Annotated in this window: 20 protein-coding genes; 9 read left to right on the top strand and 11 right to left on the bottom strand. The window is 68.8% G+C overall.

The window, feature by feature from the left end; all coding sequences use genetic code 11:
- Positions 1-31: 31 nt before the first annotated feature.
- A complete protein-coding gene (locus GWK50_RS17025) occupies positions 32-1,570 on the top strand; it encodes a trypsin-like peptidase domain-containing protein (protein ID WP_162017534.1) in 1,539 nt (512 codons plus the stop codon).
- A 54-nt stretch (positions 1,571-1,624) separates the two neighbouring features.
- On the opposite strand, the gene GWK50_RS17020 is transcribed toward GWK50_RS17025, so the two are convergent.
- Positions 1,625-2,173, bottom strand: coding sequence for a hypothetical protein (locus GWK50_RS17020; RefSeq protein ID WP_162017533.1), 549 nt, complete (start codon positions 2,171-2,173; stop codon positions 1,625-1,627).
- A 147-nt stretch (positions 2,174-2,320) separates the two neighbouring features.
- Between GWK50_RS17020 and ruvB the strand changes: the two genes are divergently transcribed.
- From ruvB to GWK50_RS17000, 4 genes are read left to right on the top strand one after another with little or no spacing between them, the layout of a single operon-like run.
- On the top strand, positions 2,321-3,391 hold the full coding sequence (gene ruvB / locus GWK50_RS17015) for a Holliday junction branch migration DNA helicase RuvB (RefSeq protein ID WP_162017532.1): 1,071 nt from the start codon (positions 2,321-2,323) through the stop codon (positions 3,389-3,391).
- Entirely contained in the window at positions 3,388-4,674 is a 1,287-nt protein-coding gene (locus GWK50_RS17010; RefSeq protein ID WP_162017531.1) for an efflux RND transporter periplasmic adaptor subunit, read from the top strand. Before ruvB ends, GWK50_RS17010 begins: the two co-directional genes overlap by 4 nt.
- Positions 4,674-5,903 carry an FtsX-like permease family protein gene (locus GWK50_RS17005; RefSeq protein WP_162017530.1) on the top strand — a complete coding sequence of 410 codons (1,230 nt, stop codon included), beginning with the start codon at positions 4,674-4,676 and terminating at the stop codon, positions 5,901-5,903. The genes GWK50_RS17010 and GWK50_RS17005 overlap by 1 nt, the downstream gene beginning before the upstream one ends.
- A gap of 2 nt (positions 5,904-5,905) precedes the next feature.
- The gene (locus tag GWK50_RS17000) at positions 5,906-6,622 is read left to right on the top strand and encodes an ABC transporter ATP-binding protein (RefSeq protein WP_162017529.1); all 717 of its coding nucleotides are present in this window, start codon (positions 5,906-5,908) and stop codon (positions 6,620-6,622) included.
- Here the strand turns inward: GWK50_RS17000 and GWK50_RS16995 are convergent.
- The 8 genes from GWK50_RS16995 to GWK50_RS16960 all read right to left on the bottom strand — a co-directional run bounded on the left by GWK50_RS16995 (position 6,597) and on the right by GWK50_RS16960 (position 13,693).
- Positions 6,597-6,956 carry a RidA family protein gene (locus GWK50_RS16995; protein WP_162017528.1) on the bottom strand — a complete coding sequence of 120 codons (360 nt, stop codon included), beginning with the start codon at positions 6,954-6,956 and terminating at the stop codon, positions 6,597-6,599. The two genes, GWK50_RS17000 and GWK50_RS16995, sit on opposite strands and share 26 nt — an antisense overlap.
- A 182-nt stretch (positions 6,957-7,138) precedes the next feature.
- Positions 7,139-8,698, bottom strand: coding sequence for a nitrite reductase (locus tag GWK50_RS16990; protein WP_162018164.1), 1,560 nt, complete (start codon positions 8,696-8,698; stop codon positions 7,139-7,141).
- A 61-nt stretch (positions 8,699-8,759) separates the two neighbouring features.
- Positions 8,760-10,013 carry a heme d1 biosynthesis radical SAM protein NirJ gene (nirJ, locus tag GWK50_RS16985; protein WP_162017527.1) on the bottom strand — a complete coding sequence of 418 codons (1,254 nt, stop codon included), beginning with the start codon at positions 10,011-10,013 and terminating at the stop codon, positions 8,760-8,762.
- 2 nt (positions 10,014-10,015) lie between these two features.
- Complete coding sequence (locus GWK50_RS16980; RefSeq protein WP_162017526.1) at positions 10,016-10,507, bottom strand: AsnC family transcriptional regulator; 492 nt, start codon at positions 10,505-10,507, stop codon at positions 10,016-10,018.
- Positions 10,497-10,967 (bottom strand): Lrp/AsnC family transcriptional regulator, encoded by a 471-nt coding sequence (locus GWK50_RS16975; protein ID WP_162017525.1) that lies wholly within the window; start codon positions 10,965-10,967, stop codon positions 10,497-10,499. The genes GWK50_RS16980 and GWK50_RS16975 overlap by 11 nt, the downstream gene beginning before the upstream one ends.
- Positions 10,951-11,982, bottom strand: coding sequence for an Lrp/AsnC family transcriptional regulator (locus GWK50_RS16970; RefSeq protein ID WP_162017524.1), 1,032 nt, complete (start codon positions 11,980-11,982; stop codon positions 10,951-10,953). The genes GWK50_RS16975 and GWK50_RS16970 overlap by 17 nt, the downstream gene beginning before the upstream one ends.
- A gap of 176 nt (positions 11,983-12,158) precedes the next feature.
- Positions 12,159-13,349 carry a cytochrome D1 domain-containing protein gene (locus tag GWK50_RS16965; protein WP_162017523.1) on the bottom strand — a complete coding sequence of 397 codons (1,191 nt, stop codon included), beginning with the start codon at positions 13,347-13,349 and terminating at the stop codon, positions 12,159-12,161.
- Positions 13,346-13,693 carry a cytochrome c gene (locus GWK50_RS16960; RefSeq protein ID WP_242455420.1) on the bottom strand — a complete coding sequence of 116 codons (348 nt, stop codon included), beginning with the start codon at positions 13,691-13,693 and terminating at the stop codon, positions 13,346-13,348. Before GWK50_RS16960 ends, GWK50_RS16965 begins: the two co-directional genes overlap by 4 nt.
- Positions 13,694-13,885: 192 nt before the next feature.
- On the opposite strand from GWK50_RS16960, the gene cobA reads away from it, so the two are divergent.
- Positions 13,886-14,716: a uroporphyrinogen-III C-methyltransferase gene (gene cobA / locus GWK50_RS16955; protein WP_162017521.1), complete on the top strand. Its 831-nt coding sequence runs from the start codon at positions 13,886-13,888 to the stop codon at positions 14,714-14,716.
- Between the two features lie 141 nt (positions 14,717-14,857).
- Here cobA and GWK50_RS16950 read toward each other — a convergent pair whose 3' ends face one another.
- On the bottom strand, positions 14,858-15,772 hold the full coding sequence (locus tag GWK50_RS16950) for a LysR family transcriptional regulator (protein WP_162017520.1): 915 nt from the start codon (positions 15,770-15,772) through the stop codon (positions 14,858-14,860).
- A 102-nt stretch (positions 15,773-15,874) separates the two neighbouring features.
- Here GWK50_RS16950 and GWK50_RS16945 point away from each other — a divergent pair, with 102 nt between their 5' ends.
- From GWK50_RS16945 to maiA, 3 genes are read left to right on the top strand one after another with little or no spacing between them, the layout of a single operon-like run.
- The gene (locus GWK50_RS16945) at positions 15,875-16,414 is read left to right on the top strand and encodes a VOC family protein (RefSeq protein ID WP_162017519.1); all 540 of its coding nucleotides are present in this window, start codon (positions 15,875-15,877) and stop codon (positions 16,412-16,414) included.
- A 15-nt stretch (positions 16,415-16,429) separates the two neighbouring features.
- The gene (locus GWK50_RS16940; RefSeq protein WP_162017518.1) at positions 16,430-17,452 is read left to right on the top strand and encodes a fumarylacetoacetate hydrolase family protein; all 1,023 of its coding nucleotides are present in this window, start codon (positions 16,430-16,432) and stop codon (positions 17,450-17,452) included.
- A 5-nt stretch (positions 17,453-17,457) separates the two neighbouring features.
- Positions 17,458-18,102, top strand: coding sequence for a maleylacetoacetate isomerase (maiA, locus tag GWK50_RS16935; protein ID WP_162018163.1), 645 nt, complete (start codon positions 17,458-17,460; stop codon positions 18,100-18,102).
- Positions 18,103-18,123: 21 nt separating this feature from the next.
- Here the strand turns inward: maiA and GWK50_RS16930 are convergent, their stop codons facing one another.
- Positions 18,124-18,420 carry a HigA family addiction module antitoxin gene (locus GWK50_RS16930; protein WP_162017517.1) on the bottom strand — a complete coding sequence of 99 codons (297 nt, stop codon included), beginning with the start codon at positions 18,418-18,420 and terminating at the stop codon, positions 18,124-18,126.
- Positions 18,421-18,439 lie beyond the last annotated feature (19 nt).

The following is an 18,439-nucleotide window of genomic DNA, read 5'->3' as shown; positions in this document are numbered from 1 at the left end:
CCGGCATCCATCGTCAGAAATGAAGGCAACAATGCGTAAAAGCTGGAACCAATGGAGTGGCGCAGGCCTGGTGCTCGTGGGGGTTGTGCTCTCCGGGTGTGGGGGAGATGGTCAGAGCCCCAGCGAGTCGGTCGCTGCGCCGGTGATGCGGGTAGAAGGCATGGTGGTGCCACAGGCGGTTGGCACGGCGGCGGCATCCCAGGTCAAGACACGTTCGGTGGAGGGGTTGCTAGTGCCTGCCCGTATCGTGCTGGGCGTGTTGCAGTCGGGCAAGGCCGAGTTGGCGCCCATCCTGCCAGGGCCCCGCATGGTGGGGGAGGCGCGTGCGGTTCCGGCAGCGGCTTCGGTGGATCGGGTGCAGCAGCAGCTGCGCTGGAGCAAGACCGCCGCCGGTGGGCAGATGGCGGCCCTGAGCATCTCCGCCCAGGAGGCGTTGGGCCTGCGCTTGGGCGTACAGGTGACCTCCTTGCCAGAGTCTGCTGTCCTGCGTGTCTATAGCCAGGCGCGACCGGGCACCGTGATCCAGATCAGCGGCAAAGAAGTGTTGCTCCACGTGCTGCGCAACACCCAGGCCTCGGGTGACAGCGCTGAGGCGCGCACCTGGTGGACTCCGGATTTTGGGTCGGACGAAGTGACGCTGGAAATTGAATTGCCAGCAGGTGTGGCAACCGACGCCGTGCAAGTGTCCGTGCCCATGGTTTCGCACATCTTTGCTGAACTGGATCCTGGCGCAAGTGGCTCAGTACACGCCAAGATCAACGAATCAGACACCTGCAACCAGGATGCCGTGTGCGACAGCAGCTTTGCCATGCAGAGCAATGCGGTGGCGCGCATGCTGTTCACCGCAGAGGGCAAGACCTACGCTTGCAGCGGTACCCTGCTCAATGACGCGAAAGGCTCTGGGACGCCGTATTTCCTGAGCGCCAACCATTGCATTTCCACGCAGACCGCCGCATCCACGCTGCAGACCGATTGGTTCTACCGTGCATCGGGTTGCAATTCGCGCACCTTGTCCAGCACCACGGCAAAGCTTGCCAACGGTGCTACGCTGTTGTACACCAGCGCGGAGACGGACGTGTCTCTGATGCGCCTGAATGAGCCCGCCCCTGCAGGGGCCTATTTTGCGGGTTGGGATGCCTCCGGTTCGGCCTTGGTGAACAACACCGCTATCGTGGGATTGCACCATCCCGCCGGGGACATGCTCAAGATCAGCAAGGGCCAGATTGCCGGGCAGACCAGCTGCGTTGCCACCGAGGGTAACCAGTTTGGTTGTGTGGGCAACACCGGCAACTTCTACATGGTGGGCTGGAACTCGGGCACCACCCAGGGCGGCAGCAGCGGCTCTGCGATTTTTTCAAGCGATGGCCGCTATGTGGTCGGCAACCTGTATGGCGGCGGTGCCTCTTGCACGAGCAGGGGGGCGATGGACTACTATGGTCGCTTTGACGTGTCGTATGCCCAAGGGCTGAAGAACTGGTTGGGCGGACAGGTCACTCCGCCGCCCAGCGGGGGCGGCATTGCAGCGCTGGACAATATTGTTCGCATCCTGCAATCCCTGCGCAGCAACTGACGAGCGCAGAGCCCTTGGTCCGGGGTGTACGTAACCGGGCCAAGGGCTCCTCCCTCAGCGGGAGGGCAACCACTTCTGGAGTGTGAACGCCTCGGCGGTAGAGAGGTTCTTGGTCGCCAGAACCTTGTCGGTAATGTCCGTCAGGGCGACGCTGACTTTCTTCAGGCTGGTGTGGCTCACTTCCTTGGAGTAGGCGCAGACGGCGTCACCGGGCGCGAACAGGGTCAGGATGCCGGAATCCGTCGGGGTATTGGGCGTGCGTCCCACGCCGTTGGTATAAATCCCCGCTACTGCAGTGCCGTTGCCAAGCGCCTGGCCATTGAGGTACTGCATGCCTTGCCAGTCGTCGTTGGTGTACACGATGTTCGATCGCAGCGATTGCACGCGCATGGTCGGATTGGCATCGGAGCCGACCGCTTCCGAAAACGCCACCAGCACCTTGTAGCCCTGGTAAGTGGCGCCGGTTGTTGCGATGATGGTGCAGGCAATCGCTTCTTCTGTGGAAGATTCCAGTGAAGTCGTGCTGACGTTGATCAGGTCGGCGTGGGCAACATTCACCATGCACACCGATGCAACAAGACCCATCCAGTAGCGGTACTTCATTCCATTCCTTTCCGGCATAAACAAGCGGGCATCCAGCCAATGGGCGTCGACACTCCGCAGGCATTATGGCATCCGGCCCCGGTATGCAAGAATCGCCAGCATACGCGCATTGGCCCTCATTTTCGCGGCGTACAGCTGCTTCGCAACGTGACCATCCACACCGACGATTTCACTCCCGCCCCCCCCAAGCGGGTCGTGTCTGCAGCGCCTTCTTCGCCTCAGGAAGAAGCCCTGGAGCGCGCCCTGCGGCCCAAGCTGCTGCAGGAATATGTGGGCCAGGCCAAGGCGCGCGAGCAACTCGAAATCTTCATCGGCGCTGCGAAGAAGCGCGAGGAGGCGCTGGACCATGTCCTGCTGTTCGGTCCGCCGGGGCTGGGCAAGACCACGCTCTCCCACATCATTGCCGCCGAACTGGGCGTGAACCTGCGCCAGACCAGTGGCCCGGTGCTGGAAAAGCCCAAAGATCTGGCAGCCCTGCTGACCAACCTGGAGCGCAACGATGTGCTGTTCATCGACGAGATCCACCGCCTCTCGCCTGTGGTCGAGGAGATCTTGTACCCCGCGCTGGAGGACTACCAGATCGACATCATGATCGGCGAGGGGCCGGCGGCGCGCAGCATCAAGCTCGACCTGCAGCCCTTCACGCTGGTGGGTGCCACCACGCGCGCGGGCATGCTCACCAACCCGCTGCGTGACCGCTTCGGCATCGTGGCGCGGCTGGAGTTCTACACGCCCGAGGAGCTGGCGCGCATCGTGATGCGCAGCGCGGGGCTGCTGGGCGCGCCCATCGACGACGCGGGCGGCTTCGAGATCGCGCGCCGCTCGCGCGGCACGCCGCGCATTGCCAACCGGCTGCTGCGCCGGGTGCGCGACTATGCCGAGGTCAAGGGCGACGGCCGCATCACGCAGGACATGGCCCACCGCGCGCTGGCCATGCTCGACGTGGACCCGCAGGGCTTCGACGTGATGGATCGCAAGCTCCTGGAGGCCGTGATCCACCGTTTCGACGGCGGCCCCGTGGGGCTGGACAACATCGCCGCGAGCATAGGCGAAGAGGCCGGCACCATCGAGGATGTGATCGAGCCCTACCTCATCCAGCAGGGCTACCTGCAGCGCACGCCGCGCGGGCGCATCGCCACCCAGGCTGCGTGGCGTCACCTGGGGCTGCAGCCGCCTGCGGGGCGGGGTGGGGCCGATCTGTTCGGGGCCGGCGCATGACAGCGCTGCACGGGCGTCGCGCCCTCGTGGCGGGCGCGCTGGTGCTGCTGCTGGTGGTCGCGGCCTGGCTGGCTGCCCGGCCCGCGCCGGTCGATGCCGTGCAGCCGCGCCAGGGGCTGCTGGTGCGCAGCCTGCAGTTCTCCGCGCGCGTGGAAAGCCTCACGCGGGTGGAGTTGGGCAGCACCGTGACGGCACGCGTGGCGCACGTGGCGGTGGATGAGGGCGCGCACGTGCGCGCCGGCCAGGTGCTGGTGCAGCTCGAATCCGACGAGGCCCAGGCCGCCTTGGCGCAGGCCCAAGCGGCCGAGCAGCAGGCGCGTGCTCGCCTGGCGGGCCTGCGCGGCACGGGCCGCCAGGCGGCGCAGGCGGCGCTGGCCCAGGCCGACGCCAGCGTGCGCGCCGCGCGGGCCCAGTTCGAGCGCGTGGAGCCGTTGGTGGCCCAGGGCTTCTACAGCCCGGCCCAGCGCGACGAAGCGCGCCGCGCGCTCGATGTGGCGCTGGCCCAGCAGGCCGCCGCCCAGGCCCAGTGGCAGGCCCAAGGCGATGCCGGGGCCGATGCCGCGCAGGCCCAGGCCCAGTGGGACGCCGCACGCGCCGCCACGCAGGCCGCCCAGGCCCGGCTGGCGCAGACCGCGCTGCGCGCGGGCGGCGATGGGCGCGTGATCCTGCGCAGCGTGGAGCCGGGCCAGATCGTGCAGCCGGGCAAGGCCCTGCTGACGCTGGCGCTGGACGGCCCCACGCAGCTCGTGGCCCAGGTGGACGAGCGCTTTCTGCAGCAGTTGCAGCCGGGCCAGCGTGCCGCCGTGCTGGCCGACGCCTTTGCCGGCCAGCCGTTTGCGGCGCGGGTGCAGTCCCTGGCCCCGGGGGTGGACGCGCAGCGCGGTGCCATCGAGGTCAAATTGGCACTGGAACAGGCGCCACCCGATTTTTTGCGCGAAGACATGACGCTCTCCGTGGAGGTGGAAACCGGCCGCAGCGAGCGCGCCCTGGCGCTGCCGCTGTCGGTGCTGCGCGCGCCCATCGAGGGTGATACCGCGCAACTGCTGGTGGCCCGCGACGGCCGGGCCGAGCTGCGCCGTGTGCGCGTGGGCCTGCGCACGCTCGACGCCTTCGAAGTGCAGGAAGGGCTCTCGGCCGAGGACTGGGTGCTGCGCGCCGCCGCCGTGCAGCCGGGCCAGCGCGTGCGCCCGCGGTCCGTGCCCTGGGAGCCGGCTGCCGGGATGCGCACAGGCGAGGGCGGCGGCGCGGTCGGTGCGGCCCTGACGCCAGGCATGGGGCGCTGATGCGGCGCTACTGGCCGGGCTTCGAGTGGCAGGTGGCCTGGCGCTTCCTGCGCGAGGGGCGCATGCAGACGCTGCTCATCATTGTGGGCGTGGCGGCCGGGGTTGCCGTGGTGGCCTACATCTCCGCGCTCATCGAAGGGCTGCAGGCCAACACGCTGGCCAAGACCCTGGGCGCGCAGGCGCACATCAGCCTGCGCGCGCCCGAAGACCTGGTGGCTCCGGCCGCCCGCCTGGAGGCCGGCACGGCCATGCTCAGCGACACCCAGCCACGCGCCCAGCGCCTGCGCTCCGTGGCCAACTGGCAAGCGCTGCTGCCGGTGCTGCAGGCCACGCCGGGGGTGGCGGCGGTCTCGCCCATGGTCTCGGGTTCGGGCCTGGCATTGCGCGGCGAGGCGGCGCTGGCCATTGCGCTGCTGGGCGTGGAGCTGGAGCGCTATGACCGCATCGTCAACCTGCGCTCCAAGGTGGTGGCGGGGCGCGCCAGCCTGCAGCCGGGCGAGGCCATCATCGGCCGCGAGCTGGCCGCCGACCTGGGCCTGCGCGTGGGCGACCGCCTCACCCTGCGCACCGGCCTGGTGAGCGACTCTGCGCGCGTGACCGCGCTGGTGGACCTGGGCGTGAAGGACCTCAACCGCCGCACCGTGATCGTGCCCCTGCGCGCCGCGCAAAACCTGCAGGGACTGCCCGGCGGCGCCACGCACCTGGATTTGACGGTGACCGACGTCTGGGCCGCGCAGGCCCTGGCCGAGAGCCTGCGCCGCCAGCACCCGCTGCGCGTGGAAAGCTGGCAGGAGAGCAACGCCCAGCTCGTCTCGGCGCTCAACGCCCAGAGCGTCAGCACCACCATCATCCGCGCGGTGGTGCTCGTGGTGGTGGTGCTGGGCATTGCCAGCGTGCTGGTGGTTTCTGTCGTGCAAAAGGGGCGCGAGATCGGCATCCTGCGCGCCATGGGCGCCACGCGCGGCCAGATGCAGCGCATCTTCCTGCTGCAGGGCGCGGTGGTGGGGGCGCTGGGCTCGCTGCTGGGCATCGCCCTGGCGGTGGCGCTGGTCTGGGCCTTCACCACGTTTGTGCGCGGCTCGGATGGGCTGCCGCTGTTCGCCATCACCGTGCCGGTGCCCACCGCGCTGCGCGTGGCGCTGATCGCCACGCTCTGCGGGGTGCTCGCCGCCGTGGCGCCGGCGCGCAGGGCTGCGGCCATGGATCCGGCGCAAGCGATCAGGATGTGACGATGCTGATCGAACTGCAGGGCCTGCGCAAACGCTACAACCTGGGCCAGTCCAACGAGGCCGAGGTGTTGCACGGGATCGACCTGCGCGTGCAGCGCGGCGAGTTTCTCGCACTGATGGGGCCCTCGGGTTCGGGCAAGAGCACGCTGCTCAACATCCTGGGCCTGCTCGAACGCATGACCGAGGGCGACTACCGGCTGCTCGGCGATTCGGTGCGTGGCCTGCCGGATGCCGAGCTCACGCTGCGCCGGCGCGGCACGCTGGGTTTTGTGTTCCAGTTCCACCACCTGCTGCCCGCCTTCACGGCGCTGGAAAACGTCACGCTGCCCGCGCTGATGCACGCGGGCCGGGCCAGTGCCCAGGCCGACGCCAGGGCGCGCGAACTGCTCGACGCCGTGGGCCTGGCGGCCGCCCTGCACAAGCGGCCCTCGGAGCTGTCGGGCGGCATGCAGCAGCGCGTGGCGATTGCGCGCGCGCTGGTCATGGACCCGCCGCTGGTGCTGGCCGACGAGCCCACGGGCAACCTGGACACGGCGTCCTCCGATGACGTGTTCGCGCTGCTGCGCCGCATCCACGCCGAGCGCGGCACGGCCTTCATCGTCGTCACCCACGACCCGCGCCTGGCGGCGCGCTGCGACCGGCTGGTGGAGCTGGTCGATGGCCGCATTGCGCGCGACGAGCCCGTCGCGCAGCTCAGCCCTGTGGCACCGCCACGGTGAACACGATCTCCAGCAGATAGTCCGGGCTTGCCAGCTCGGCGCTCACGCAGGCACGCGCCGGGGCGCAGCCCTCGGGCAGCCAGGCCTGCCACAGCGCGTTGAAGGCAGCGCGGTCGGCCATGTGTTTGAGGTAGATCGTCGCCATCAGGATATGGCGCTTGTCGGTGCCGCACAGCGCCATGGTGCGCTCGGCCTGCGCGAACAGGGCCTGCGTCTGGCTCGTGATGTCGGTGCCACTCTCGGGCACCTCTACCAGATAGGCCGTGGCGTTGTGCACCACGGCGTCGGACCATTGGGCCTGCGGGTGAATACGGGTGATGGGGGTGGATTCCATGTCAATTGCTCCAAAACAGGTCGCATTGTCCTTGGGCGGCGACACAGGCACGGCCCATACCAGGGCTCCGGCGCAAGGGCCGCCAGTATTCCCACGTACAGGCGCTGGGCGCGTCCCCCTGCCCGCATGGCACAGCCATGCGAGAGCGGGGGGAAAGCGCGCAGCGCCACAGGGGGTGTTCTTCAGTGCGAAGTGCCTTCCGAACGCGTGATCTTGTTCCACACGTTGTACTTGCCCACGGGCTTGCTCATGGGCAGGCGTTTGACTTCATTGAGCGTCTGGGCGTCATACACGATGATGGCGCCGTCCATCTCCCACACGCTGGCCAGGGCGTAACGGCCGTCCTTGGTGAACTCGATGTGCGCCAGCGTCCTGCCGGGCTCGCGCAGGCTGGCCACGGGCTCCAGCGTGGCCTTGTTGATCAGCGTGAGCGTGTCCTTGGCCTTGGGGCTCATCATCGAGTCGGTCCAGGCGTAGCGCGAGTTTTCGTGGCTGCGCATGAAGAAGCCCGGCCCGGGCGTGGGAATGGTCTTGACCGTGCGCCAGGTCTTCATGTCGATCACGTCGATGGCGCCGTCCTTGAGGTTCGGGCTGGCCAGCACCGTGGTGCCGTTCCAGGCGAAGGTGATGCCCGAGCCCAGGTGCGGCATGCCGGCGATGGGCAGGTCGGCGATCTTGCGGCGCACGTCCAGGTTCACCACCTGGGCTGACGCATCTTCGCTGCTGCCCGCCTTGGGGCGCGTGGCGCCGAGCACATGGCGGTAGCTCTGGTCGAAGAAGAAGTCGTCCAGGGGCTCGTCCAGCGGTGTGCGACGCACGTTCTGGTAACCCGGCTTGGCGATGGCCTCCCCCATCTTGTAGTCGTGCACCAGCCCGTCGTAAATCGGTGCGGCCTTGGGGTCATAGGAGATTTCCCAGACCTCCGGAATATCCTTGAGCGCGACCACGAAGCTCTTGCGCGGCGTGGCGTCGTACACCGCCGAGGCGCGCGAGGCGGTCTTGCCGTCCAGCGTGGTGGCGTCATAGCGCTTGACCAGCTGAAGGTCGGCATCGAACAGCACCACGGTGCGCGGCAGGTAGTTGGCGGCCATGACCCAGCGGCCGTCGCCGCTCACGGCCACTTTGCGCATGTTCAGGCCGGCGCGCACCTCGGCGACCACGGCCAGGTTCCACAGGTCGTACTTGGTGATCCAGCCGTCGCGCGAGCCGAAGAACACGTAGCGCCCATCGGGCGAGAACTTGGGGCCGCCGTGCAGCGCGTAGCGGCTGGCAAAGCGGTGGATGACCTCGAAGCGGTCGCCGTCGAGCACCGACACATGGTGGTCGCCGCCCTCGACGACCAGGAACACATTCATCGGGTCGGCTTTCCACACCGGTTTGTCGGCCAGCGGCTTCTCCGGTACGGGCGCGGTGCGCGAGGCGCGGATGTCGGCGTCGCTCCAGCCGGGCGCGGGCACCACGGGCTGGTAGATCCAGCCGGCCAGCGCGGCGATCTCGGTGCTCGACAGCGTGGCGGCAAAGCCCGGCATCTGCGTGGCCGGTCGGCCCTCGCCGATGACCTTCAGCGCCTCGGGGCGGCGCAGGCGTTCCAGGCTCTCGGGCAGCAGCGCCGGGCCCATGCCGCCGGTGCGCTGCGTGCCGTGGCAGGAAGCGCAGTGCTGCTGGAACAGCGCTGCGGCGTCCACCGTGGCGGTCGTCGTGGGGGCAGGGGCGGACTGGGCATGGGCCAGGTCCAGGCCCATCCAGAGCAGGCCCGCACTCAGGGCCAGCTGGCCGGCGCTGGCCAGCCAGCGTCGCAGGCGCTCACGCATCCTCAGACTCCGGATGGATCTCGATGGTGCGGCGGCGGTTGCTGAACGGCGTCACGGCCACGCGCTGCGCATCGCTGCCCGAGACCAGGCCGATCTCGTCGTCGCGCAGGTAGCAGCCCGGGTCTTCCGCCCAGGCGTCGCCCGTGAGCTGCTGGGCGCGCACGCGCGTGTTGCCGCCGCAGATCTCGAAATAGTGGCAAGACGCGCAGCGTCCACCCACCGGGCGTGGCTTGGCCTTGAGGCCCGCCATCAGTGGCTCGGAGGTGTCCGACCAGATGCTTGAAAACGGGCGCTGGCGCACGTTGCCCAGGTCGTGGTGCCACCACATGGTGTCGGGGTGCACGCTGCCCAGGTTGTCGATGTTGGCCACGTTCACGCCACTCGAATTGCCGCCCCAGGCGATGAGGCGCTCGCGCAGCGGTGCCTCCCACTGCGGCATGCGTTCGCGCACCCATTGCAGCAGGTAGGGGCCGTCGGCGTCGTTGTTGCCGGTGACGTAGTCTTCCTCGCGCCCTTCCAGCGCCGACTGCCAGGCACGTTCGAACAGCAGGTCGAGCGCATCGCGCGTGGCCTGGAACTGCGCATCCTTGCCGCGGTGGATGTTGCCGCGCCCGGCGTAGTTGAGGTGCGAGAAGTAGAACTTGTCCACGGCCTCCTGGCGCATCAGGTCCAGCAGCGCCGGGAAGTCGTGCGCGTTCATGGCCGTCATGGTGAAGCGCAGGCCCACCTTCACGCCGCGCTGGTGCAGGTAGCGCACGGCGGCCAGGCTCCGGTCGAACGCGCCGTCCAGGCGGCGGAAGAAATCGTGCGTCTCGCGCAGGCCATCCAGGCTGATGCCCACGTAGTCGAAGCCCATGGCGGCGATGCGGTCGGCCATGGGCTCGTCGATCAGGGTGCCGTTGGTCGACAGGCCCGTGTAGAACTTCATGTCCCGGGCGCGCTCGGCGATCTCGAAGATGTCGGGCCGCATCAGCGGCTCGCCGCCCGAGAGGATCAGCACCGGCACCCTGTAGGCCTTGAGGTCGTCCATCACGCCAAATACTTCCTGCGTGGACAGCTCGCCCTCGTAGTCGTGGTCGGCCGACAGCGCGTAGCAGTGCTTGCAGGTGAGGTTGCAGCGGCGGATCAGGTTCCAGATCACCACCGGGCCGGGCGGCTGGCCGCTGCCCCGGCGGGCGGGAACGGGGTAGGTGCCCGTGGCCTGGGCTTGCGCGAGCTCGCGCATGTATTGGCTGATGCGGAACATGGTTAGCTTTCTTGGCTTTGCCGAAGACGCAGGCCGGTCTTCTTGAGGATGGCGGTGGAGTAAAGAATGTCGTGGCCCCGGCAGGCGCTGCCCAGCAGTTCGCGCAACTGCACGGCCTGCTGCTCGACCTCGGCGCGCGTGCGGCCATGCAGCATGGCGAACAGGTTGTAGGGCCAGCTCGGCAGTCGGCGCGGGCGGCGGTAGCAGTGGCTCACGCCGGGCAACTGGCCGATGCGTTCGCCGAGCTGGTCCACCAGCGCGTCGTCCACGTCCCAGACGCTCATGCCGTTGGCTGTGAAGCCCAGGCGGTAGTGGTTGGGCACGGCGCCGATGCGGCGGATGAGCCCGCTCTCCAGCATCTGCGCCAGGCGCTCGCGCACCTGCAGGCCCGAGACGCCCAGACGTTCGCCCACGGCGTCGTAGGGGCGGGGCACCAGCGGCAGGCCGCCCTGGGTGGCGGCGATCAGGGCACGGTCGAAATCGTCAAGCGCCATGGGCTTCTCCGCTCGTGAGGGGGAGCTTGAGTTCGACGAAGAACTCGCGCTCCTTCGGGAAGGCCAGCACGTGGAGGCCCGTTTCGGCCTCGATGCGTGCTATCGCGGCCGCGCACTGCGCCGGCGTCTCGGTGCCCAGCACAAACCACATGTTGAGCGCATGGTCGCGTCGGTAGTTGTGCGCGATCTCGGGGTGGGCGTTGACCTGGGCCGTGACCGCCTCGTAGCGTTCCTCGGGCACGGCCATGGCGGCGAGCACGAACAGGCCGCCCGCGCGCTCGATCTGGAACAGCGGGCCGAAGCGCGTGAGCATGCCGCTCTCCAGCAGGGCCGACAGCCGACCGATCACGTCGTCCTCGGTCCAGCCGAACTCCAAGGCCACGTCGGCGAAGGGCCGCTCGGTCAGCGGCAGATCGCCGTGCAGGCGCTCCAGCAGGCGGGCGTCATCCGGCGACAGCATCGAGCACCTCCGGTGTGGCGGCGCTGGGGGCAGCGGCTTCGGGCAGGGCGCGGAAGCGCCGGGGGCCGGTCTGCTTGAAGCGGCGGCACGAAAACAGTACCTCGTGCGAATACTGCGCGAGGCCGGCTTCGGCGATGGCGCGTGCGATCACATCGCGTACGGCGGCCCGGTCGCGGCCATGGACCATGCAGTACAGGTTGTAGGGCCAACCTTCGGCGCGCTCGCGCCGGTAGGCCAGGGTTACGCCGGTCACGCGCGCCAGCGCCTCGCCGCAGGTGTCGACTTCGGCATCGGGGATGTTGAATACCGTCATGGCGTTGGCGTCGAAGCCCAGTTCGTGGTGGCGCACGATGGCGCCGATGCGCCGCACCGTGCCCTGGTCCAGCCACTGTTGCAGCGTGTGCAGCACGGATTCGGGCGTGCGGCCCAGCGCCTGCGCCCAGGCGTCGTAGGGGCGCGGCACCAGCGGCACGCCGTCTTCGAGCAGGGCGGCGAGCGGCCGGTCGGCATCGAGCACCGGTGTGGCCTCGCGCGCGGCCGCCATGGGCGCGGGGGCGGTGCTGCCGCGCAGATCAAAGCCCAGGTCGATGTGGTAGGCGCGCTGCATGCGCAGTTGCAGCGCGGGGAGGCCCGTAGCCTCTTCGAGCGCGCGCATGGCGGCGCGCACGGCGGCATCGTCCTGCCCGGTCATCACGAACCAGAGGTTGTAGTGGTGCTCGCGCTGGTAGTTGTGGTTCACACCCAGGTGGCTGGACACCACAGCGGCCACGGCGTCCAGGCGCTCGGGCGGCACGGCCATGGCGGCCAGCAGCGCGGCGCCGCCGGCATTGCCCGCGAACACTCCGCCGATGCGGCTCAACGCGCCGTCGCTCTGCAGCCGGGCGTAACCTGCCAGGACCTCGTCGGCCGGCATGCCCAGGCTGGCAGCGATGTGCGCGAAGGGCTCGCGCACCAGCGGAAAATCGCGTTGCCAGGGGTTGAGCAGCGCCAGGCGCAGGTCGGTATTCAGAAGCATGCCGTTCCTCCGCTGCATTGCGATATGCCCGCATGCGATGAAATTCGCGCGGCCCAGGCCAGCGGCCGCCGCGCAAGGGCCGCCCCGCCGCGCTGGCGGCGTCCCCCTGCCCGCATTGCGCAGCAATGCGAGAGCGGGGGGAAGCGGCGCAGCCGCTCAGGGGGGTGTTCCATAGCTCAGAACCCCACCCGCGCAGCGCGGGAAGTGAAGAAAATGCCGCTGGGCGAATCGATTGTCATCGTCGCCTGGGTGGCGAAGGTTTGCGTGTCGATCACGCTGACGCGGTGGTCGTCGCGCGAGCTGATCCAGACCGATTCGCCGCGCGGCGTGAATTCCATGTGCAGCACGGCCTTGCCGGGCTCCAGCGTGCGCACGATCTTCTGTGTGGTGGTGTCGATGACCTGCACGCGGTGGTAGTCGGGCACCGAGAAATTGACCCACACCTGGCGGCCATCGGGCCGGGCCATCACGAACACGGGCTGGCCCGCCACCGGGATGCGGCCGACCTCCTGCCAGGTGTCGGTGTCCACCACCAGCACCTCGTGGCGGCCGATGGCGGGCAGGTAGGCGCGGCGCCCGGCCACGGCCCAGCCGCGCAGGTGCGGCATTTTGTAGACCGGCAGCGGCTCCTGGCCCCGGCCGTAGCCCGCGAGGATGCGGCGTACCTGGGGTTTTTCCTCCCACAGGTCCACCATGGCCAGGCCGTCCTCGCCGAACAGGCCGGCGATGTAGTGGCGTCCGTTGGGCGTGACCAGCGCGTCGTACGGCTGGCGGCCGATGTTCGGCAGCTTGGTGGTGACGGGGCGCGCGGGGTTGGACAGGTCGGTGATCCAGATGGCGTCCGCGTCGAACAGGCTGTAGGCGAAGCGGCGGCCCGGCAGATCCACCAGGCCGACCACGCGCGAGAGGCGGCCGGGTTCGAACTCGGCGGGCACGTCGGCCACCAGTTCCAGCGTGGCAGTGTCGAAGGCCTTGATGCCGCCCGGCGTGTAGTTCTGCGCCACCACCAGGCTGCCGTCGGCGCTGATGGCGCCACCGATGGAGTTGCCCGCCTGCATCACGCGGCCGGCAATGCGCTGGGTCAGCAGGTCCACCTTGGTCAGCGCGCCGTCGCGCCCGAAAACGAAGGCATGGCGCGCGTCGCGCGAGAACACCACCGAGGCGTGCGAGAGGTCGCCCAGGCCCTTGACCTCGGCCAGCAACTTGCGCTGGCTGGTGTTGACGATGGCCAGCGTGCCGGTGGAGCGCGCCACGACGACGCCCAGGTCGCCCGTGCCGACCAGGGAGGGCGCGGGGCCGGTGCTGGCGCAGCCCGCCAGCAGCAGGGAAGAGGCGCCCAGCAGGGCGAGGCAGTCACGGCGTTTCATCGGGCATCCTTCTGCGGCTCGGGGAATCCGGCCATGAGTTGCTGGGCGATCCACAGGGCGTCGGCCTCGCTGAGCATGGCCTTCCAGGGCGCCATGGGCGTGCCGGGGCGGCCGCCGTAGATCGTCGAGGCCATGGATTCCAGGGGCTTGTCGGCCAGTGCTTCGCGGGTCAACGCGGGGCCCAGGCCGCCCGTCAGTTGCAGGCCGTGGCAGGAGCCGCAGTCCTGGCGCACCATGCGGATCAGCTCGCGCTGGCGCGCAGCGTCCGGGGCCTGCGCATGGACTTGATGGGCGACAAGGCACAGAAGCAGCGACACGCCGCAGGACTGCAGGGTGCGTGCCAAGGATCGGGGGCGCCGTGAAAGGATCGGGAGGTTTACCATGGTGGGCATTTATCGGTGGCAGAAGGCCGCCGACATGTGCCGATGTTCACCGCAATGGTTCTGCATGTCCTTGATGTGAGTCAAGGGCGTTATGGCGAGGGCTTTTGACAATGGGAACACCTGCCACCGCACCCCGCTTTTACCGGAGCATTGATGGATACCGCCCGCCCTCCCGCGCACGCCGCCGTTCAGCCAGACGCCCCTGTGACCGCCGTCCTTTCACCTTCTGAATGGGGGCGCGTGACGCTGGTCGGTGCAGGACCCGGTGACGCGGAACTGCTGACCCTCAAGGCTGCCCGCGTGCTGGCCAGCGCGCGCGTGGTGCTCTACGACAACCTGGTGTCGGACGATGTGCTGCGCCAGATTCCCCAGGACGCCGAGCGCATCTACGTCGGCAAGCAAAGCAGCAACCACACCTTGCCCCAGGAAGGCATCATCGAACTCATGGTGCGCCTGGCCAAGGCCGGCAAGTCGCTGGTGCGCCTCAAGGGTGGCGATCCCTACATCTTTGGCCGTGGCGGCGAGGAGGCCGAGGCCCTGATTGCCGAAGGCATTGCCTGCGAGACCGTGCCCGGCATCAGCGCCGCGCAGGGCGCCTCGGCCAGCACCGGCATTCCGCTCACGCACCGCGACCACACCGGCATGCTGGTGTTCGCCACCGGCCACCTGCAGGGCGAGGGCGAGGAGCGCAGCGTCGCGCTGGACTGGGCCGCACTGGCCCGGCCGCGCCAGACGGTGGTGATTTACATGGGCGTAGGCACCCTGCCGGTGATCTGCACCAAGCTGGTCGAGCATGGCCTGCCGGGCCACACGCCTGCGGCCCTGGTCGAGCGCGCCACCCGGCCGGACCAGCGCACCATCGTCGGCACGCTCGAAACCCTGCCCGCGCTCAGCGTGAAACACGGGGTGCACCCGCCAGCGCTCATCATGATTGGCGGCACCGTGTCGCTGCAGGAGCGCATCGGCGGGCCGGCGCTGAGGTAAACACCCCCTGTGTCGCTTCGCTCCTTCCCCCTCTCCTTCGGGAGGGGGGACACCACCAGCGCGGCGGGGCGGCCCTTGCGCGGTGGTCGCTGGGCTGGGCCGTGCGTTCATGCGCCCTGACGGAATGCAGAGCGGCAGGAATCATTCACCAGAAGCGCTCCAGCCTCGGGACGCCACCTGCGCATGGAGGAACCGCGCGAACTCAGCCGCCGCCGGTGCCAGCGAGGCGCTGGCGCGTTGATAAACCTGGAACTTGCGGCGAAGCTCGGGGCCGGTCAGCGGGCGCATCCGCAACTGGTAGAGCTTCACCAGCGAGTCTGCGTAGGGCAGGCAGGTCGTGATGCCCTGGCCGGCGTGCACGAGGCTCAGCGCCGTGGACATGAAGGCCACCTCGTGGCTGGGGCGCAGTGTCAGGTCGCGCAGCGCGCCGTGCAGGTCGTGCGTGAGCAGCTCTGTGAATTGCCCCTGCAGGGCAATGAACGGGTGCTGCACCACATCGTTCCAGCCAATGCGCGGCAACGGTTCCAGCGCATGGCCCGGCGGGAAGACCACCATGAAGGGCAGCTCGAACAGCGCTTGTGCGGCGATGTCCGCGCCCGTCGGGCGCTCGGGCCCCACGCCAAAATCCACCTCGCCGCTGGCCACGCGCGCCAGCACGCTGTCCACCTCGCAGTCGGCCAGCCGCACCTGCACTTCTGGATGGGCGTGGCTGAATGCGGCGATCACCTCGGGCAGCAGCGTGCAGGCCATGAGCTGCGGGGCCGCGACGCGCACCACGCCTTTTTTGAGCGCCTTCAGATCGTCGATGCCGTGCAGCACGCCTTCGAGGTCCTGCAGGATCTTGTCCACCAGCGGATAGAAGCCGCGCCCCGCTTCCGTCAGCCCGATGCGCCGCGTGCTGCGCTCGACCAGGCGCACGCCCAGCGCCTGCTCCAGTTCCTTGATCTGCCCGCTCAGCGCCGATTGCGTCACATGCAGCGAGGCGGCGGCCTGGGTGAAGCTGCCGGTGCGCACCAGCGCCACCAGGGCGCGCAACTGCCGCAGGGTCACATTCATATGAAAAACTGATAAATGAATTAATAAATACCGTTTGAATGATAGATCGAAAGGCCGTGTAATGGCGTCCAAGGTGCCATGAACGGCACAGGAGACACCGCCATGCAGATCCAGAAAATTCACCACGTGGCCTACCGCTGCAAGGACGCCAAGCAGACGGTGGAGTGGTACGGCAAGTACCTGAACATGGGCTTCGTGCTCGCCATCGCCGAGGACAGCGTGCCCTCCACCGGCGAGCCCGACCCGTACATGCACATCTTCCTGGACGCGGGCCACGGCAACATCCTGGCCTTCTTCGAGCTGCCGGGCCAGCCGCCCATGGACCGCGACCGCAACACCCCCGTCTGGACGCAGCACCTGGCGTTGCAGGTGGACACCATGGAGGAACTGCTCGCCGCCAAGGCGCGCCTGCAGGCCGACGGCATCGAGGTCATCGGCCCGACCGACCACACGCTGTTCCAGTCCATCTACTTCTTCGACCCCAGCGGCCACCGCCTGGAGCTGGCCGTGAACACCGGCACGCCCGAGATGCTGCAAAAGCTCGACGAGGTGAAGTGGGACATGCTCAACGAATGGGCGCGCACCAAGAAAGCCCCCAAACACGCTGCGTGGATGCACGACGGTAGCCATCGCCCCACCTGATTGCGGAGCCCACCCATGAAACTCTCCACCCTCCAGCAAGGCGGCCGCGACGGCACGCTCGTCGTCGTCAGCCGCGACCTCACCCGCTGCCAGCCCGTCCCCGCCATCGCGCGCACGCTGCAGGCCGCGCTGGACGACTGGGAGCGCTGCGCGCCCCAGCTCCAGCAGGTGTCCGATGCGCTCAATGGGGGCCAGGCGCCCGGCGCCCAGCCTTTCGATCCGGCGCAATGCCATGCGCCGCTGCCGCGCGCCTACCAGTGGGCCGACGGCTCGGCCTACCTCAACCATGTGGAGCTGGTGCGCAAGGCGCGCGGCAGCGAGATGCCCGCATCGTTCTGGACCGACCCGCTGATGTACCAGGGCGGCTCGGACAGCTTCGTGCCGCCGCAGGCTCCCATCGACGCGCTCACCGAGGACTGGGGCATCGACTTCGAGGCCGAGGTGGCCGTGGTCACGGGCGACCTGCCGCTGGGCGCGGGCGTGGCGCGGTGCGCGCAGGCGATCCGCCTCGTCATGCTGGTGAACGACGTGAGCCTGCGCAATCTCATCCCGGCCGAGCTGGCCAAGGGCTTCGGCTTCTTCCAGTCCAAGCCCGCCAGCAGCTTCGCGCCCGTGGCCGTCACGCCGGACGAGCTGGGTGACGCCTGGCAGGACTGCAAGCTGCACCGCCCCCTGAACGTGCAGCTCAACGGCCAGCCCTTCGGCTGCCCCGACGCGGGCCAGGACATGGCCTTCAGCTTCGCCCAGCTCGTGGCGCATGTGACGAAGACGCGCGCCATGGCGGCGGGCTCCATCGTCGGCTCGGGCACGGTGTCGAACAAGCACGGCAGCCTGCATGGCTCCAGCATCGCCCGTGGCGGCGTGGGCTACGCCTGCCTGGCCGAGCTGCGCATGGTCGAGACCATCGAGGGCGGCGCGCCCGTCACACCTTTCCTGCGCTTTGGCGACCGCGTGCGCATCGAGATGTTCGACGCCGCCGGCCAGAGCATCTTCGGCGCCATCGACCAGACCGTGCGCCGCGTGCCAGCGCCCGAGTGACCATGCTGCGGCTCTACACCTACTTCCGCAGCTCGGCCGCCTACCGCGTGCGCATCGCGCTCGCGCTCAAGGGGCTGGCGTATGACAGCGTGCCCGTGCACCTGCTGCGCGGCGGCGGCGAGCAGCTCCAGGCCGCCTACCGCGCCGTGAACCCGGCCGCGCTCGTGCCCGCGCTGCAGGACGGGGGCGCCACGCTCACGCAGTCGCTCGCCCTCCTCGAATACCTGGAAGAGACGCACCCCGCGCCCGCGCTGCTGCCGCAGGGCGCCGTGGGCCGCGCCCGCGTGCGCGCGCTGGCCCTGAGCGTGGCCTGCGACATCCACCCGCTGAACAACCTGCGCGTGCTCAACTACCTCACCGGCACCTTGCAGGCCACCGACGCGCAGCGCACCGCCTGGATACACCACTGGATGGCGCTGGGCCTGGAAGCCATCGAGGCGCAGCTGGCGCGCGACGCGCAGACCGGCCTGTGCTGCCATGGCGACACGCCCACCCTGGCCGACTGCTGCCTGGTGCCCCAGGTGTTCAACGCGCGCCGCTTCGGCCTGGACCTGGCGCCGTACCCCACGGTGCGGCGCATCGCGGAACACTGCGAGGGCCTCGCGCCCTTCCAGGCCGCGCACCCAGCGCGCCAGCCCGACGCTGAATAGGGGTGCGAAATGAGGGATCGATCAAGCCATCGCAAACGGCGCTATGGATTCGAGCTCTTGCCCGAGAGCGGCGCGCGCGATGTCGGCGTCGTATTGACTCTGAAGATTCAGCCAGAACTCCACAGACGTGCCGAAGAATCGCGCCAGACGCAGAGCGGTGTCGGCAGAGATGGAGCGCCCCTCCTTGATGATGGCTGCAATGCGAGTCTGTGGCACATGGATTTCCTTGGCAAGACGGTACTGCGTCAGCCCCAAGGGCTCCAGGAATTCGGTGGCGAGGATTTCGCCGGGGGTCGGCAGGGTCAGTTGCTTGCTCATGGTCCACACTCCTGTGCTT

The organism is Acidovorax sp. 210-6 (assembly GCF_010020825.1).
Classification (GTDB): Bacteria; Pseudomonadota; Gammaproteobacteria; order Burkholderiales; family Burkholderiaceae_C; genus Simplicispira; species Simplicispira sedimenti.
This window is presented reverse-complemented; position numbering and strand designations above follow the sequence as displayed.